The sequence below is a fragment of the Dactylosporangium sp. McL0621 genome (genome assembly GCF_049995355.1).
Taxonomy (GTDB): Bacteria; Actinomycetota; Actinomycetes; order Mycobacteriales; family Micromonosporaceae; genus Dactylosporangium.
In genome coordinates, this window is record NZ_CP188259.1 from 12,555,556 (window position 1) to 12,571,366 (window position 15,811).

Annotated in this window: 14 protein-coding genes; all 14 read right to left on the reverse strand. The window is 71.8% G+C overall.

All coding sequences use genetic code 11. From position 1 onward, the window contains the following. The gene (locus tag ACPPVO_RS59665; protein ID WP_426508812.1) at positions 1-1,506 is read right to left on the reverse strand and encodes a sensor histidine kinase; all 1,506 of its coding nucleotides are present in this window, start codon (positions 1,504-1,506) and stop codon (positions 1-3) included. Between the two features lie 66 nt (positions 1,507-1,572). Then, the gene (locus tag ACPPVO_RS59670) at positions 1,573-2,424 is read right to left on the reverse strand and encodes a glycerophosphodiester phosphodiesterase (RefSeq protein WP_426508816.1); all 852 of its coding nucleotides are present in this window, start codon (positions 2,422-2,424) and stop codon (positions 1,573-1,575) included. Next, positions 2,405-2,743 (reverse strand): rhodanese-like domain-containing protein, encoded by a 339-nt coding sequence (locus ACPPVO_RS59675; RefSeq protein WP_360368428.1) that lies wholly within the window; start codon positions 2,741-2,743, stop codon positions 2,405-2,407. Before ACPPVO_RS59675 ends, ACPPVO_RS59670 begins: the two co-directional genes overlap by 20 nt. A gap of 27 nt (positions 2,744-2,770) precedes the next feature. Continuing rightward, the gene (locus ACPPVO_RS59680) at positions 2,771-3,847 is read right to left on the reverse strand and encodes an LCP family protein (RefSeq protein ID WP_426508818.1); all 1,077 of its coding nucleotides are present in this window, start codon (positions 3,845-3,847) and stop codon (positions 2,771-2,773) included. Between the two features lie 334 nt (positions 3,848-4,181). Further along, positions 4,182-5,417, reverse strand: coding sequence for an LCP family protein (locus ACPPVO_RS59685; RefSeq protein WP_426508820.1), 1,236 nt, complete (start codon positions 5,415-5,417; stop codon positions 4,182-4,184). A 70-nt stretch (positions 5,418-5,487) separates the two neighbouring features. After that, entirely contained in the window at positions 5,488-6,456 is a 969-nt protein-coding gene (locus ACPPVO_RS59690) for a UDP-glucuronic acid decarboxylase family protein (RefSeq protein WP_426508822.1), read from the reverse strand. Positions 6,457-6,536: 80 nt separating this feature from the next. Beyond that, entirely contained in the window at positions 6,537-8,294 is a 1,758-nt protein-coding gene (locus ACPPVO_RS59695; protein WP_426508824.1) for a solute symporter family protein, read from the reverse strand. Next, positions 8,287-8,673 (reverse strand): DUF485 domain-containing protein, encoded by a 387-nt coding sequence (locus tag ACPPVO_RS59700; RefSeq protein ID WP_426508826.1) that lies wholly within the window; start codon positions 8,671-8,673, stop codon positions 8,287-8,289. Before ACPPVO_RS59700 ends, ACPPVO_RS59695 begins: the two co-directional genes overlap by 8 nt. Before the next feature lie 168 nt (positions 8,674-8,841). Further along, positions 8,842-9,351 carry a flavin reductase family protein gene (locus ACPPVO_RS59705; protein ID WP_426508827.1) on the reverse strand — a complete coding sequence of 170 codons (510 nt, stop codon included), beginning with the start codon at positions 9,349-9,351 and terminating at the stop codon, positions 8,842-8,844. Between the two features lie 93 nt (positions 9,352-9,444). Continuing rightward, positions 9,445-11,226 carry an ABC transporter permease gene (locus ACPPVO_RS59710; protein WP_426508829.1) on the reverse strand — a complete coding sequence of 594 codons (1,782 nt, stop codon included), beginning with the start codon at positions 11,224-11,226 and terminating at the stop codon, positions 9,445-9,447. Beyond that, on the reverse strand, positions 11,217-11,996 hold the full coding sequence (locus ACPPVO_RS59715; RefSeq protein WP_426508831.1) for an ABC transporter ATP-binding protein: 780 nt from the start codon (positions 11,994-11,996) through the stop codon (positions 11,217-11,219). The genes ACPPVO_RS59710 and ACPPVO_RS59715 overlap by 10 nt, the downstream gene beginning before the upstream one ends. Positions 11,997-12,038: 42 nt before the next feature. Beyond that, entirely contained in the window at positions 12,039-13,736 is a 1,698-nt protein-coding gene (locus tag ACPPVO_RS59720; RefSeq protein ID WP_426508833.1) for a cation acetate symporter, read from the reverse strand. Then, a complete protein-coding gene (locus ACPPVO_RS59725; protein ID WP_426508834.1) occupies positions 13,733-14,122 on the reverse strand; it encodes a hypothetical protein in 390 nt (129 codons plus the stop codon). The genes ACPPVO_RS59720 and ACPPVO_RS59725 overlap by 4 nt, the downstream gene beginning before the upstream one ends. Before the next feature lie 82 nt (positions 14,123-14,204). Next, positions 14,205-15,809 (reverse strand): DUF4153 domain-containing protein, encoded by a 1,605-nt coding sequence (locus ACPPVO_RS59730; protein ID WP_426508836.1) that lies wholly within the window; start codon positions 15,807-15,809, stop codon positions 14,205-14,207. Between the last annotated feature and the right edge of the window lie 2 nt (positions 15,810-15,811).

Genomic DNA, 15,811 nt, shown 5'->3' on the forward strand with positions numbered 1-15,811 from the left:
TCAAGCCTCCCCGGGGCCGTCGGCGTCAGCTCGGGGCAGTCGCACCTCGGCGACGGTCCCTCCCCCTCGACGTGGTCGCAATGATACCCATCCATGTTGACGCTCGACGATCCGGCGAACGAGGTACAGGCCCAGGCCGACCCCGCCGCTCGAGCGCTGGTCGCCGGTCTCCAACTGCCAGAAGCGGTCGAAGGCACGCTCGACGTGCTCCGGCCGGATGCCGATACCCCGATCCGAGACTCGGAACCAGACGGTCTGAGGGTCTGCCCCCGCTGTCAGCTCGATCTGTACCCAGTTCGGCGAGTATTTACCCGCATTCGTCACCAATTCCGCCAGGATGGTGGCCAGGCTCGCCCGGTCGCCCCGGGTCTTGGGCAGCGACGACGGCAGGTCGGCGACCAGGTGCCGGCGCTGTTCGGCGTTGAGCTCGTCGAGCGCGGCGACGAGCGACTCGACGAGGTCGAAGGGGAGCAGCGTCGTCGACTCGATCGCCACGCCGTCGTCGCCGACCGCGTTGAGCAGCCGGTCCACGAGCCGGCTGAGCTCGCGGGCGCGCTGCCCGACGACCTGGATCGCCTCGCGGCGGGCGTCCTCGGGCAGGGACTCCCAATGGTCGACGAGCGTGTCGGCGTACCCCCGGATCACCGTCACCGGGGTGCGCAGCTCGTGCCCGGTCAGCGCGATGAACAGGTCGCGGCCCTCGGGCGGCTGCTCCGGACGGGCGCGGAAGGAGACGGCGAGGTCATCGGAGTCCGGCACCCGGGCCGTGCGGATCTCGATCCAGACGCCCGAGGGCAGCTTGTGGGCGATCGTCGCGTCGCCGGCCGGCAGCGGGAACGGGAACGGCTCGCCGAGCACCGACTCGGCCGTCCGGGAGGTGAGCAGCGCCGCGGGCGGGTTCCAGGAGCGGACCCGGTGCTCGGGGTCCAGCAGGGCGAACGGCTCGCCGGCGGGCGCGACCGCGGGGCCGTCGCTGTAGACGGGCAGGCCGCGCCCCAGGCTGTACTGCAGCGCCACGAACGACGCCAGGAACGCCAGCGCGGACCGCTGGCCCTCGTCGGCGGCCCCCTCGGCGTCGGAGTAGCTCACGAAGAGCACCCCGGCGCCGGTGCCGTTGGCGGTGACCTCCGAGGCCATCACGCGGTGCAGCCCCCGGCTGTCGAGCTGCTGGCCGCCGGGGGTGCCGATGAGGCTGCTCGGGAACTCGCGGACGCGCGTGCCGAACTGCAGGAGGGCGCGCACCGCGGGGTGGATGAGGTCGATGGGGCGCCCGAGGGCCCACTCCAGGTCGCCGGCGGCCGCGACCACCCGGCCGCTGTCCGCCGCGTACTCGATGAAGGCCGCCCCCGCCGCCCCGGTCGCCGCGGCCGCCACCTCGACCGAGCGCTGCAGTCCGGTGAGCCCGCCGCCGCCCGAGTTCAGCGCCTCCGTCACCTCGGCCAGGCCGCCGAACACGCCGCCGCCGGGAACGAGGCCGCCGGACCCTTCCGCGGCAGCATCGACCATGGTGCGAGTCTGCCTCGCATCAGAGGACAGCGAAAGGCGGAGCTTGAAACTTGTCCGACCCAAGAGTCAGCGGGCGCCCATTTCCCGCAGGCGGTCGATGACGTAGGCCGGGCGGTCGGAGATGATCCCGTCCACCCGCAGTTTCACCACCAGGTCCACCTCGTCCGGCTCGTTCACGGTCCACACGTAGACCGGGTACCCGCGCCGGTGGAGCCGCTCGACGATCTCCGGCGACGCCCGCAGCAGCTGCACCCCCGGCCCCCCGATCGAGCTCCCCGGCGGCAGCCACCCGATCCGGCTCGGCACCGACCACACGTCGATGAGCATCACGGTGGGCAGCCCCGGAGCCTGCTGCCGGACGCGCTTGATCGCATTGGCCGAGAATGACATGACGCTGACCTGCAGGGGGCGATCGGGGTCGGGGCGATGCAGCCCGTACCGCCGCAGCAGTCCCAGCAGCGCCAGCTCGACCGCCCCGCCGTAGCGCACCGGGTGCTTGGTCTCGATGAGCAGGCGCATCGGGCGCCCCGCGTCGGTCGCCACGCCCAGCAGCCGATCGAGTGTGAGCACCTTGCCGCGCCACTTGTCGTCGACCTGGTAACGCCCGACGATCAGCTCGTCGGGCGACTCGGGCAGGTCGCCGCGCCACGAGGCGAAGTCGAACCGGTCGAGCTCGGCCAGGGTCTGGGTGCTGACCCGTCCCCGCCCGTCGCTCGTACGGTCGATGCGCGAGTCGTGCAGGCACACCAGGTGGCCGTCGCGGGTCAGCCGCACGTCGCACTCGAGCCCGTCGGCGCCCTCCTCGATGGCGAGCAGGTACGCGTCCAGGGTGTGCTCCGCGTGCCGGTGCGACGAGCCCCGGTGCGCGAAGATTAGCGGCCGCCACGAGTCCGGCGGCTCAGATGACGCGGGGTACACCGCCGTCCTCGCTCACCATCGGCCGGCCCGCGGCCGCCCAGCTCTGCATGCCGCCGTCGAGGTTGATCGTGCGCTCGACGCCGTTCTGCTGCAGAAACGCCACGACCTGGGCGGATCGGCCGCCGACCCGGCAGACGACCACGACGTCGCGGTCCTGCGGGATGTCGTCGACCCGGGCCGGGATCTGCATCATCGGCACGTGCACGGCGCCCGGCGCGTGGCCGGCCGCCCATTCGTCGTCCTCGCGTACATCGAGGAGGTAGGCGTCGTCCGCTATGTCACCGACCGAGGCGGTCGGGATGGAAGGTCCCCTGAACACCGGACCAGGCTAACGGGCCGGTCGAACCTACATGTGGTTGACCCAGGTGGGATTCTCGACGGCCCACGAGTCCAGCAGGTCGTCGCGCATGGCCGAGTAGAGGCCGTCGGCCTCGGACAGGGCCACCACGTAGGAGATGCCGCCGATGTCCTGCGGCTCGGACGGCACCTGCAGGCCGATCAGGTTGCTGGGGCTCACGTTGCGCAGCGCGAACATCAGGTCGGCCAGGGACACCCCGTTGGTGTCGACGGTGAGCGCCTGGCCGATCGCCCGGATGAACTTGTCCAGGGCGATCGGGTTGGTGGTGAGGTCCTTCTCCTGCGCCTTGTTGAGCATCGCCCGGATGAACTTCTGCTGGTTCTTCTGGCGGTCGTAGTCGCCATTGGCGAGGCTCTTGCGCTGCCGCACGAGGTCGAGCGCCTGCCACGACTCGAGGTGCTGGCAGCCGGGCTCGTAGACGGCCGGGCGCCCGCCGTCGGCGGGCGAGAGGTAGTTGCCGTGCTCGTCCCAGCCGAGGTGGATCGAGGTGACCTTCTGGTCGATGCACATGTCCACGCCGCCTAGCAGGTCGACCGCGGTCTTGAAGCCGTCGAAGTCGACGATCGCGGCGCCGTCGAACTGGATGCCCAGCAGGTTGTGCAGCGTCTCGGCGAGCAGCTGCACGCCGCCCTCACCGCCGCCGCCGTACTGGAAAGCGCCGTTGATCTTCTCGTGCGATGCGCCGTGGAAGTTGGTGGCGGCGAAGGCGGGGATCGGCACCCGCAGGTCGCGCGGGATCGACAGCAGGTAGGCCCGGTCCATCGTGGCCGGGATGTGCAGGATGATGATCGAGTCGGACCGCTGGCCGTCCTCGGGGTCGAGGGCGCGCAGGTCGGAGCCGAGCAGCAGGAAGTTGAGCGGGCCCTCGACGGTGGAGTGCCGGGTCTCGTCGGCGTTGCCGGCCCGCGAGCTGTCGCCGAGCAGGGTCTTCTGGTTGATGTTCGCCGTGTAGCGGTGGTTGAGCAGGTTGACGCCGGCGACGGCGGTGCCGGAGACCAGAACGACGACGAGGCCGAGGGCGATGAGCAGCTTGGCCCAGATGGGGTCGCGACCGGGAAGTTTCACCGGCGATTCAGATGGTGCGGATCCGGAGATTTCCGCATTTTTCGGGGTATCTTGGCTCGCGGTCGAGTCGAGAGCGGGATCGCCGGCACGACCTTCGAGCTCCTGCTGCATTCAATGCCCCCGAGCCAACCTGCCCGCACGTCGGCGGGAATCCATCCGAGTCTACGTTCACGGTCACAAATCCGCTGACCGCCGCGTCGGCGCAAGGGCCCCCGGAAAGCCGTCAATGGGCGATTTCTACGCGTTCACCCGGCGTTCGGGCAATGAGATGTAGACGACAGCCCGGGCATGCAACCCTGCGACAGGGAGGACATGCCCGGGCTTGCCCGATTTCTCACTTGGTTTGAGAAGTAGCCTTCGTCGACGGCTTCGGCCCGTTGGCCGCCATCCAGTCGTTCATCTTGTCGTTGCGGACGGCGTCGTACAGGGCGGTCGCCTTCTCCGCATCCGGCACCACGACGTCCTCGCCATTGATCTTCTTGCTGCCGTCGTTCGGGCTCACCATGAAGGTGAGGTCGTCGCTGCGCAGGTTGCGGAACTGCAGCGCCATGTCGGCCAGCGAGAAGTCCTTGTCGACGGTCATCGCCTTGGTGACGGCCTTCAGGAACGAGTTGAGCTTGGCCGGGTTGGTCACCGTGCCGGAGCTCACCGCCTTGTCCAGGATGGCCTTCATCATCTCCTGCTGGTGGCGCATGCGGGCGAAGTCGCCGTCGGCGAACTGGTACCGCTGCCGCGCGTAGTCGAGGGCCTCGTCGCCGTTGAGGTGGTTCATGCCCTTCTTGAACTGCCGCTTCGGCGGGTGGATCGAGGTGATGTCCTTCTCGACGTTCATGTCGATGCCGCCGAGGGCGTCGATGACCTGCTTGAAGCCGCCGAAGTCGATGAGCAGCACGTGGTCCATGCGGACCTTGGTGTACTCCTCGATGGTCTGCACGGTCAGCGGGGTGCCGCCCCACGAGAAGGACGCGTTGAGCTTGGCGTTCGTGTTGCCGTACTGCGTCGTCCGGCTCTTGGGGATGTGCACGTAGAGGTCGCGCGGCATCGAGATCAGGTAGGCCTTCTGGTGGTCGGCCGGAATGTGCAGCACGATCATCGTGTCGGTGCGCCACTCGCCCGCCTTGCCCTTGTTGTCGGGGTCGCGGGAGTCGCTGCCGAGCAGCAGGATGTTCAGCGCGCCGTCCGCGACCTTCGGCGGGCGACCGCCGGTGATCTGCGAGAACGGGTCGTCGCGGTTGAGGCCGGCGTCGACGTTGCGGTAGTACATGTAGCCGCCGATCCCGGCCAGCAGGGCCAGCACGATGATCCCGGCCCCGGCGACCAGGGCGATGCGGCCCCAGCGCGGGCGGATCTTCTTGCGGCCCGAGTACTGGCCGCCGTTGCCCGGCGTGCGGCCCGGGCCCTTCGGCGGCGGCGGGGAGCCGGGCCGGCCGTACACGCCTGGCGACGCGGGGCTGGTCGGGGCGTTGACTGCGGAGACGCGGGCACGGGCGCCCGACGTCGGAGCGAGCGCGCCGGGCACCGAGGCGCGGCCCGAGGAAGACGGACCGCGTGAGGCAGGCGTGGTGGGCATAAGACCACGATACGAATTGGATGCCCCTGCGCCACGTAACTCCGACAGGCGCGGCACGAACCCGGGAGTGTCAGCGGCTGCGGAAGTACTCCACCGTGCGCGCCAATCCGTCCTCCGGGCCGACGACGGGCTCGTATCCCAGCAGCTCACGCGCCTTGGTCAGGTCGGGGCGGCGCCGCTCGGGGTCGTCCGCCGTCCGGGCGACGAGCGCCACCCGGGAGGAGCTGTCGCAAATCCGCACGATCGTCTCGGCGAGCTCGAGCATGGTCATCTCGTGCGTCGTGCCGCAGTTGACCGGGCCCGTCTCGCCCGAGTCGAGCAGCAGCAGGATGCCGCGCACGAGGTCGGAGACGTAGGTGATCGAGCGGGTCTGGGTGCCGGTGCCGTGCACGGTGATCGGCTCGCCGCGCAGCGCCTGCGAGATGAAGGTCGGGATGGCCCGCCCGTCGTCGGGGCGCATGCGCTCGCCGTAGGTGTTGAAGATCCGCACAATGCCCACGTCGACCCCGCGGCCGCGGTGGTAGCCCATGACCGCCGCCTCGGAGAAGCGCTTGGCCTCGTCGTAGACGCTGCGGATGCCGATCGGGTTGACATTGCCCCAGTAGGTCTCCGGCTGCGGGTGCACCAGCGGGTCGCCGTAGGCCTCGGAGGTCGACGCCATGATGAACCGGGCGCCGTCGGTCGCGGCCCGCTCCAGCAGCTGCAGGGTGGCCACCGAGCCGACCCGCAGGATCTCCACCGGCAGCGCCTCGAAGTCGGTCGGGCTGGCCGGCGACGCGAAGTGCATGATCACGTCGAACCGCGCCGCGAGCGCGTCCACGGCCGGCAGCGGCTCGGTGGCGTCCGCCTCGACCAGGGTGAACCGCGGGTTGTCCTGCAGATGCGCGACGTTGTCCTTACTCCCCGTGACGAAGTTGTCGACAACGACGACCTCGGCCCCTCGGGCGATCAAGGCATCCGCGAGATGAGACCCGACGAACCCGGCTCCACCGGTCAGAAGGACGCGGTGGCCCGCGCCGTAACGCTGCGCAACGACCATGACCGACAGCCTAGCGTGTCCCGGTGCCGGGGCCGGGGGCTCGGCGGTGCCCCCGGACCCGGCGGATGGGTACGGCTCGATCAGTGCGCGCCGGCGCCGGTCAGCGACCGGGCCTCCAGCTCGCTGTACTTGTCCGGGTTGCGCTCCTTGCTGCTCAACGCGCCGAGGGCGGCGAAGATGAACCCGATCGGGATCGAGATCAAGCCCGGGTTCTCCAGCGGGATCGGCGCCGCCGTGGTGCAGCTGAACAGCGCCGTGGCGTTGGAGACCTCCTTGGAGGTCTGCGGCACGCCGCACTCCTTGGCCTGGGCCGCGTTGAGCGTCGCCGGGGTGCGGGCGTCGCTGACGCCGCCCCAGGCGATCGGGCTGAGCAGCACCACGCCGACGGCCGAGATGAGGCCCGCGTAGATGCCCCAGGTCGCGCCGCGGGTGTTGAACTTCTTCCAGAACAGCGAGAACAGGATCGCCGGCAGGTTCGCCGACGCGGCGATCGCGAACGCCAGCGCCACCAGGAAGGCGACGTTGAGGTTGCGGGCCAGGATGCCGAGCACGATGGCGACGGCGCCGATGACGAAGGCCGAGTACCGCGCGACGACGACCTCCTGCCGCTCGTCGGTCTGGCCCCGCCGCAGGACGTTGGCGTACAGGTCGTGCGCCAGCGACGAGGAGGAGGCCAGGGTGAGCCCGGCGACGACGGCGAGGATGGTGGCGAAGGCGACGGCCGCGATGATCGCCAGGAGCAGCGATCCGCCGAAGTCACCGCCGAGGTACCGCTTGCCCAGCTCCTGCGCCAGCTGCGGGGCCGCGGTGTTGCCGGACGCATCCTGCGCGACGATCGCCGTCCGGCCGACCAGTGCCGCGGCGCCGAAGCCCAGCGCCAGGGTCATCAGGTAGAACACGCCGATGAGGCCGATCGCCCAGACCACGCTCTTGCGGGCGGCCTTGGCGTTGGGGACGGTGTAGAACCGGATCAGGATGTGCGGCAGGCCGGCGGTGCCGAGCACCAGGGCCAGGCCGAGCGAGATCAGGTCCAGCTTGCTCACCAGCGTCGCCGTGGCGTTGCCGGCGAACTCGCGGCCGTACCGCAGGCCGGGCTGCAGGAACGCATCGGCCTTGCCCGACTTCGCCGCGGCGTCGCCGAGCAGGCTCGACAGGTTGAACTTGTAGTGCGCGAGCACGAGCAGGGTCAGCACGAGCGCGCCGATCATCAGCATGAACGCCTTGACGATCTGGACGTAGGTCGTGCCCTTCATGCCGCCGACCGTGACGTACACGATCATCAGCACGCCGATGAGCGCGATCGTGACGATCTTCGCCGTCTCGGCGCTCATGCCCATGAACGTGTCGCCGGCCTTGATGCCCAGCAGCAGCGCCACGAGCGCGCCGGCGCCGACCATCTGGGCGAGCAGGTAGAAGATCGACACGATGATCGTCGAGATGCTGCCCGCGGTGCGCACCGGCGCCTGCCGCATGCGGAACGCGAGCACGTCGGCCATCGTGTACCGGCCCGAGTTGCGCATCAGCTCGGCGACCAGCAGCAGCGCGACGAGCCACGCCACGAGGAAGCCGATGCTGTACAGGAAGCCGTCGTAGCCGTTGAGGGCGATGATGCCGGCGATGCCGAGGAAGCTCGCCGCCGACATGTAGTCGCCGCCGATCGCCATGCCGTTCTGGAAGCCGCTGAACGAGCGGCCACCGGCGTAGAAGTCGGCGGCGGTGCGGTTCTGCCGGCTCGCCCAGATGGTGATGCCGAGCGTGACGCCGACCAGGATGATGAAGAGCGTCAGGGTCAGCGTCCGCTGAGTGGTCACCGACGTCGCGGCGAGGATCTCAGGCATCGGCGTCTCCCTCGGTGGCGACGGGGGCGGCGGCCGGGGCCGCGTTGCCCTCGATCTGGGCGCGCAGGTCGTCGGCGAGCGGGTCGACGCGGCGCTCGGCGTACCGCGCGTAGAGCCACGCGATCAGGAACGTCGTTACGAACTGGAGCAGACCGAAGATCAGGGCGACGTTGATGTGGCCGACGACCTTGGTGCCCATGAAGTCGCGGGCGTATGCGGACAGGAGCACGTAGAGCGCATACCAGAGGAGGAACGCGGCGGATACGGGAAAGACGAAGCGGCGCAGCGTGCTGCGCAGCGCGTCGAACTCCGGCGTGCGGGCGACGGCGACGTAGCGGTTGTCGCCGGTGTCCGTGGGAGCCGGGGTCTCGGTACTCATGGTTGATCACCACCTGCCGTTAGGGGTGCGGGTAATCGCGCACGCTAAGAACCCGGCAGGCATCTATGAAGATCATCACCCGGCATCGGTACCGCCCTGCGCCGAACGGCACCGCCGGTGCGCCGAGTGACACCCGTCACACCGTTTACCGGTGGTATCGAAACTTTCTCAGCGGCGGTAGCGGCCGCGCTCGTGCACCAGCGGACCGGCGTCGCCGTCGAGCAGCTCGATCCGCTCGATCTCGGCCTCCACCAGCAGCGACCAGCCCTTGGGGGCCGCCCCGGCCAGCCGGCACCCGGCCCAGCTGCGCCCGCGGGGCACCGGCCCGAACTCGGTGCGCTCCCACTCCCCGGCCGCGAACAGCCCGCCCGGCGCCGGCATCAGCCCCGCGAACCGGTCCGCGAGCTGCCGGTCGTCGGCGGCCAGGAGGCTGACCGCGAACCGGCCGCTCTCCTCGGCCGCGGCCCACAGGTCGCTCTCGTCGTCGACGAGCCCGAGCACCCGCCCCGGCTCGCCGTCCACGACGAGCATCGACGACACGGTCAGCCCCCGCTCGCCGTGCCGCTCGCCGGCGGCGGTCCACAGGGTGACGGCGGCCGGCAGCCGCCCGCGCAGCCGCCGGACGGGCGACCTGAGCTCGTCCGGCGTGGCGAACGGGTCCGAGGCATGGATACTCACGCCACCACCTCCGCAGGCTCCGGTGCCGACGCGTCAAGACTCTACCCCTGGCGAGCGGCCCCTCCGCTCCGCTCCGGACCGCTCACGCCATTGTCAGGCCCGCTTGGGCGTCACCGCGGCCAGAACCTCCGGCGCGCGCCGCTGCAGCAGGCTGCCGGCCAGCCGGGTGCCGAGCCAGGCGATGCCGAAGCCCCAGGCCAGGCCGACCGGCAGCAGGATCCAGCCGAGCCCGTCGGGCAGCAGCGTGAACGCGATCGCCAGCGGCGCGGTCAGGATCCAGGTGGCGATCATGCTCACGAACGACAGCAGGCCCTTGGCCCCGCCCCGGCCGCTGTTCATCGCGAACGGGTTGGTCGAGTCCGGCATCGGATAGGGCGCCAGGACCGACGTGATGCCCGCGGCCCCGACCGAGATGCCGAAGGCGGACAGCCCGACCCCCAGTGCGGCCGGCAGCTGGGCGGCGTGCCCGCTCAAGATCGAGGCGGCGACGGTACCGACGATCAGCAGCGGGAAGGCCAGAACGGCCACGGCCACCGCCCGCGCCGCGAGCTCGACCTGGCCCGGGACGGCGGTGAGCATGTGCAGGGCGTAGGCCGTGCCGTCGTTGCCGAACTGGTTGACCAGCACCAGCCCGACGAACGCGCCCGCGAACATCAGCGAGAACACGAGCGCGCCGTCGCTCAGCCCGGTCGTACCCGACCGGCCGCCGTTGGCGCCGAAGGTGAACGCGAACGGGATGACCACCGACGCGGCCAGCAGCGAGATGAGGCTCGCCCGGCGGCGGGGGTCGCGCAGCCAGTACCGGATCTCCCGGGCCAGCAGCGCGGTGAAGCGCCCGACCGGCAGGAACCGCACGATCCGCGGGATGAGCCCGGCGACCGGCGTCTCGGTGCCGGCGGCCCGGCGGGCGGCGCCCGGCCCCGCGGCGCTGCCGACCATCGCCGACTCGATCGTCTGCTGCCACCACCACAGCAGCAGCGCGATCCCGGCCACGCCGATGAGCAGCCGCACCGGGACCAGCGCCCAGTTGCCCTCGATGGCGTCCACGTACGCCACGTAGGGCGCCGCCAGCGGGGTCCACGACAGCACCTCGCCGACCAAGGTCGCCTGCCGCGACTCGCCGCGCTGGATGAGCGCGAAGACGAGCTGGAACACCGGGTTGCACGAGATGCCCATGAGCGCGATCAGCAGCGCGGCCAGGTCGCGGACCCGCCGCGAGCGCAGCATTCGCGCGAAGGCGCTCGTCACCGCCCGGCTCGCGGCCACGCACACGCCCATGCCGACGGCCGCGCCGAGCACCGCGACGACCGCGGCCGCGGCCCCGCCGTAGATCGCGGCCCCGATGACCGAGCCGAGCGTGGCCAGCAGCGTGACGACCGGCGGGATGCCGACGAAGGCCGCGGCGAGCATGCCGCCGATCAGCGTGCGGCGCGGCACCGGCAGCAGCGCGAAGCGCGCCGGGTCGAGTGTCTCGTCGACGCCGAAGAACAGCAGCGGCACGAAGATCCAGGCGAGCACGACGGCGGCCCCGGCGAACGCGGCAACGGTCGGGCGCAGGTCGTCCCCGGCCACGCTGCTCCCGGCGAACGCGGCGAAGCCGATGAACGCGCCCCACAGCCCGAACAGGGCGCCGAGGATGAACAGGATCAGCCGCGAGTGCCGCCCGAACCGCTTGCGCGCCGAGTCGGCCCGGTGGGCGCGGCCGGGCCGCAGCGAGTTGCCCAGGATGCGCAGCTTGAGGCGCACGAAGTACAAGATCCGCGGTTGGCCCGTCGCGATCGGCTCGTGCGGCCGCAGCGCGGGCGCTTCGGCCGGCGCGGTCCGTTGCTGCGGGATCTGCGCGGCCTCGAACTCCGGACCACCGGTCACAGCCACGACAGCTCCGCGCCCGTGGAGACGCGCCCGCCGACCACGTCGACGAAGACGTCCTCGAGCTCGCGGCCGCCGCGCACCTCCTCGGTGGTGCCGACCACCTTGATCTGGCCGTCGGCCAGGATGGCGATGTGCGTGCACAGCTTCTCGACCACCGCCATGACGTGGCTGGAGAAGATGACCGTCCCGCCGTTGCGCACGTAGCGGATGAGGATGTCGCGGATGAGCGCGCCGGAGACCGGGTCGACGGCCTCGAACGGCTCGTCGAGCACCAGCAGCCGCGGCGCGTGCAGCAGCGCGCAGGCCAGGCCGATCTTCTTCTTCATGCCGGCCGAGTAGTCGACGACCAGCGTGCGGCCGGCGTCGGCCAGGCCGAGCACGTCGATCAGCTCCGCGGCCCGGGCGTTGACCACGTCCTGCGGCAGCCCGCGCAGCAGGCCGGTGTAGGCCAGCAGCTCGCTGCCGGACAGCCGGTCGAACATCCGCGCCGAGTCCGGCAGCGCGCCCAGGCGCCGCTTGGCCTCGACCGGGTCCGACCAGACGTCGTGGCCGAGCACGTAGGCCTGCCCGGCGTCGGGGCGCAGCAGCCCCACGGCCATGGAGAGGGAGGTGGTCTTGCCGGCGCCGTTCGGGCCGAGCAGCCCGAAGAAGGAGCCGGTCGGCACGTCGAGGTCGACCCCGGCGACCGCGACCTTGTCATCGAAACGCTTCGTGAGCCCCCGCAGCGCGAGAGCCGAACTCGGCCCGCTCGTCACGTTCTGAACGTAGGTCACGCTGTCCACCCTCGCTACTGGTGAGTGGCCCCTCCGGACCGCTCACAAACGCAGCGCATCGGGCGCATGCAGGCGAAGCATGATCGCTCCGACGCCGGCGGGCAAACGGTGCCTTGTCAGCAGGGAGACCAGAATCATGACCAGAAAGGCTAAAGGTACCGTCCACGCGGCGGGCTGGGCCGTGAGCACCCCGGCCCAGCCGTCCAGCGGGCCGCCCAGCACGGTCAGCAGCACGGCGGTCGCGGCCGCCCCGCCGCCGACCACGATCCCGGCGGCGGCACCGACCGCGGTCAGCCCGCGCCACCAGATGCCGAGCACCAGCAGCGGGCAGAAGCTCGACGCGGCCACGGCGAAGGCGAGCCCGACGACCTGGGAGACGTCCAGGCTCGCGACGAACAGGGCGAGCAGGAGCGGTACCACCCCGGCGAGCAGGGCGGAGCGGCGGAAGTCGCGGACCGAGCCGTGCCCGAGCACGTCGGTGGACAGCACGCCGGCGACGCTGGTGAGCAGGCCGGAGGAGGCCGACAGGAACGCGGCGAACGCCCCGGCGGCCACGAGCGCGCTCAGCAGCCGGCCGGTGGTCCCGCCGCCGAGCGCGGCCGAGGGCAGCAGGAGCACGACGGCGTCGGTGTTGCCGGTCATGAGCAGCTGCGGGGTGTAGATCCGGCCGAGAACGCCGTAGAGGGTCGGGGTCAGGTAGAACACGCCGACCAGGCCGAGGACGACCAGCGTGGTGCGGCGGGCGGCGCCCCCGTCGGGGTTGGTGTAGAAGCGCACGAGCACGTGCGGCAGGCCCATGGTGCCCAGGAACGTGGCGAGGATCAGCGAGTAGGTGCCGAACAGGTCCTGCGCGTCCTCGCCCGGCAGCAGCCACTCGGCCGGGGAGTCCGCGGAGACGGCGGCCACCCGCGGTACCGCCGCCGACGCGTCGAACACGAGCCGCGTGCCCTCGGTGACGACGTGCTCGCCCGGGGTGAGCAGCAGGGTGCCGTTGGCCAGCACGCCGTCGACGAGACCGCGGCCGTCCACCGCGGTCGGCTCGACCACCGTCAGCCGGGTGTCGTGGTCGACGTCGACGGTCGTCACGGCCGGGAAGCGGGGCCCGTCGGGCGCCGTCAGGCCGGGCCGGCCGTCGTGCTGCCATTGCATGAGCAGGAACACGAACGGCACGGCCAGGGCGGTGAGCTTCAGCCAGTACTGGAACGCCTGCACGAACGTGATGGAGCGCATCCCGCCGAGGGCGACGTTCAGCGTCACCACGACCCCGACCAGCAGCGCGCCGAGGGCATAGGGCGCGCCGGTCACCGTCTGCAGGGTGAGCCCGGCGCCCTGCAGCTGCGGCACGAGGTACAGCCAGCCGATGAACATCACGAACGCGGTCGCGAGCTTGCGCAGCCGCTTCGAGCGCAGCCGCACCTCGCAGAAGTCCGGCAGCGTGAACGCCCCCGACCGGCGCAGCGGCGCGGCCACGAACAGCAGCAGCGCGAGGTACCCGGCCGCGAAGCCGACCGGGTACCACAGCAGGTCGGCCCCGTGCTTGAGCACCAGCCCGGCGACGCCGAGGAAGCTCGCGGCCGACAGGTACTCGCCGCTGATCGCGGCCGCGTTCCAGGTCGGGCTCACCATCCGCGAGGCGACCAGGAAGTCCGAGGTGGTGCGGGCGAAGCGCAGCCCGTAGATGCCGATGGCGACGGTCACGAGGGTGACCAGGACGACGGCCGTCACCGCGTACGAGTTCATGCGGGCGGGTTCTGGCCGCGGTCCTCGACGAGGGCCACGAACTCCTGCTCGTTGCGCTCGGCGAGGTGCACGTACACGGCGCCGACGAGGTAGAGGAACGGGTACGCCAGCACGCCGAGCAGCAGCCAGGGCAGCGAGACCCCGAACAGCCGCGCGTGCGCGACCGCCGGCACCGCCGCGAAGAGCAGCGGCAGCCCGCCGAGCCCGACCGCGACCACGGCGGAGAGCCGCACGGCCACGGACAGCTGGGCCCGCACCAGCCCGCGCGCGAGCGCGGCGCCGACCGGGCTCTGCTCCTCCAGCTCCACGCGAGCCCGCGCGGGGTGGATGGGGGCCCGGGAGACGTCGCCGAGCACGACCCGCACGCGCGGAGTTGGCGGCTCCATGGACCGCAGTCTTGCAACGCCCGTGAAACAAAAGCAAGGGCCGACGTCCCCCGTATGAACGTCGGCCCCGCCCCTTCCCCCTTCAGTACCGCCGGTAGCAGGGGTAGTCCCCCGGACCGATCGGTTCTGGAACGATCTGACGCGCCCGGGCCCGGCCCAGGTTCCACCCCCGCCAGTCGTCCGGTTCTTCGGCGAGGTCGCCGGAGATCCCCGACAGCGCGCACTCCCGCGCCCCGGTGGGCAGCTTGGCCAGCTCGGGCGCCGCGTCGGCGGAGAGCGTGCGCAGGTACCAGATGTCGGCGTTGCCGCGGTCGGAGCGGGCCACGTTGTGCGCGGCGATGAACCGGTCGGGGTTCAGCACCGCCAGCCCGAGCAGCGTGACCACCCACAGCGCGACCCCGGCGCGGCCGAGCCACCTCGTCGACGGCGTCAGCCCGGCCGCCATGACCAGGACGAACAGCCCGCCCAGCCAGACCTCGACGGCGCTGACGAAGACGCGCAGCCGCGTGAAGCCGTACGCCTGCTCGTACACGTTCATCCGCCACAGCGCCGAGCCGACCACCACCAGCGAGCACAGCGCGAGCAGCCCCAGTACCACCCGCAGCAGCATCCGGTCGGTCCGCGGCGCCTTGCGCGCGGTGACGCCCATGACGCACAGCGTGAGCAGCGTGATCACGAGGAGCTGCCAGAACCCCTTGCGGGCGTACTCGGCGAAGGTCAGCCCGACGGTGCGCATGACGTAGTCGCGGTCGCCGAACAGCACCGTGAGCTGCACGGCCACGAAGACCCCGAACAGCCCCAGCAGCGCCCCGACCGGCACCAGCCACTCGACCCGGCGCACGGCCCGGGCCCGCGGCGCGCCGTCGCCGACCGTGGACGGATTCGCCACGAGGAACGCCCCGGCCAGCGACAGCGCGGCCGCCGCGACCGCGACCAGCGCCCACCGCGCCACGGTGCCGGCGTCGATCGTGGGGGTGACGGCGTCGACGACCCGGGCAAAGCCGGCGTCGGCGCTGGCGAACAGCGCGCCGAAGACGATGACGAGCGCCGCGCCGATGCCGATGGAGGCGAGCAGCCGGAGCCCGTTGGTGGAGGCGGCGGGCCGGGGCTCGGGCCTGCCCGGGCGGTTCAGGCCGGCGGCCGACCAGGGCAGCGCGCGGAAGATCGCGAAGACCACGGTGAACGGCGCGTGCAGGACCGCCGGGATGCGGCCGTGCCGGCCCACGGCCAGGGCCAGGCAGCCGAAGGCGGTCAGCGCGCTCAGCGCGAAGAGCCAGCCGGCGGCCCGGAAGAACCCGACCGAGAGCAGGGCCAGCGCGGCCGCGCACCACAGCACCGCCTCGACCCGGGCGCCGAGCCGCGTGGACCGGCGGCGGAGCAGGAGCAGGGGTACCAGCAGGCCGAGGCCCGCGATCGGCCAGCCGAGGCCGGGCCGGTCGGGCGGGAGGGCGACCGCGGCGACCAGGGCGGCGGCGAGCGCCCCGTACAGGGCCGCGGAGCCGGCCGCGGGCTCGACCCGCGGCCAGGCGCGCTGCCACAGGGTGGGCGCGGGCGGGCCGAGGGCGACCAGCAACTGGTTCGGTACCGGGGGCGGCAGCGCGAGGCCGGGCGACGGCGGCGCGAAACGGGCCGGCGGACCTTGCGGGGGCCTCGGGGGCATGGGCGGCTGGACCGTGGTTCCGGGCATGC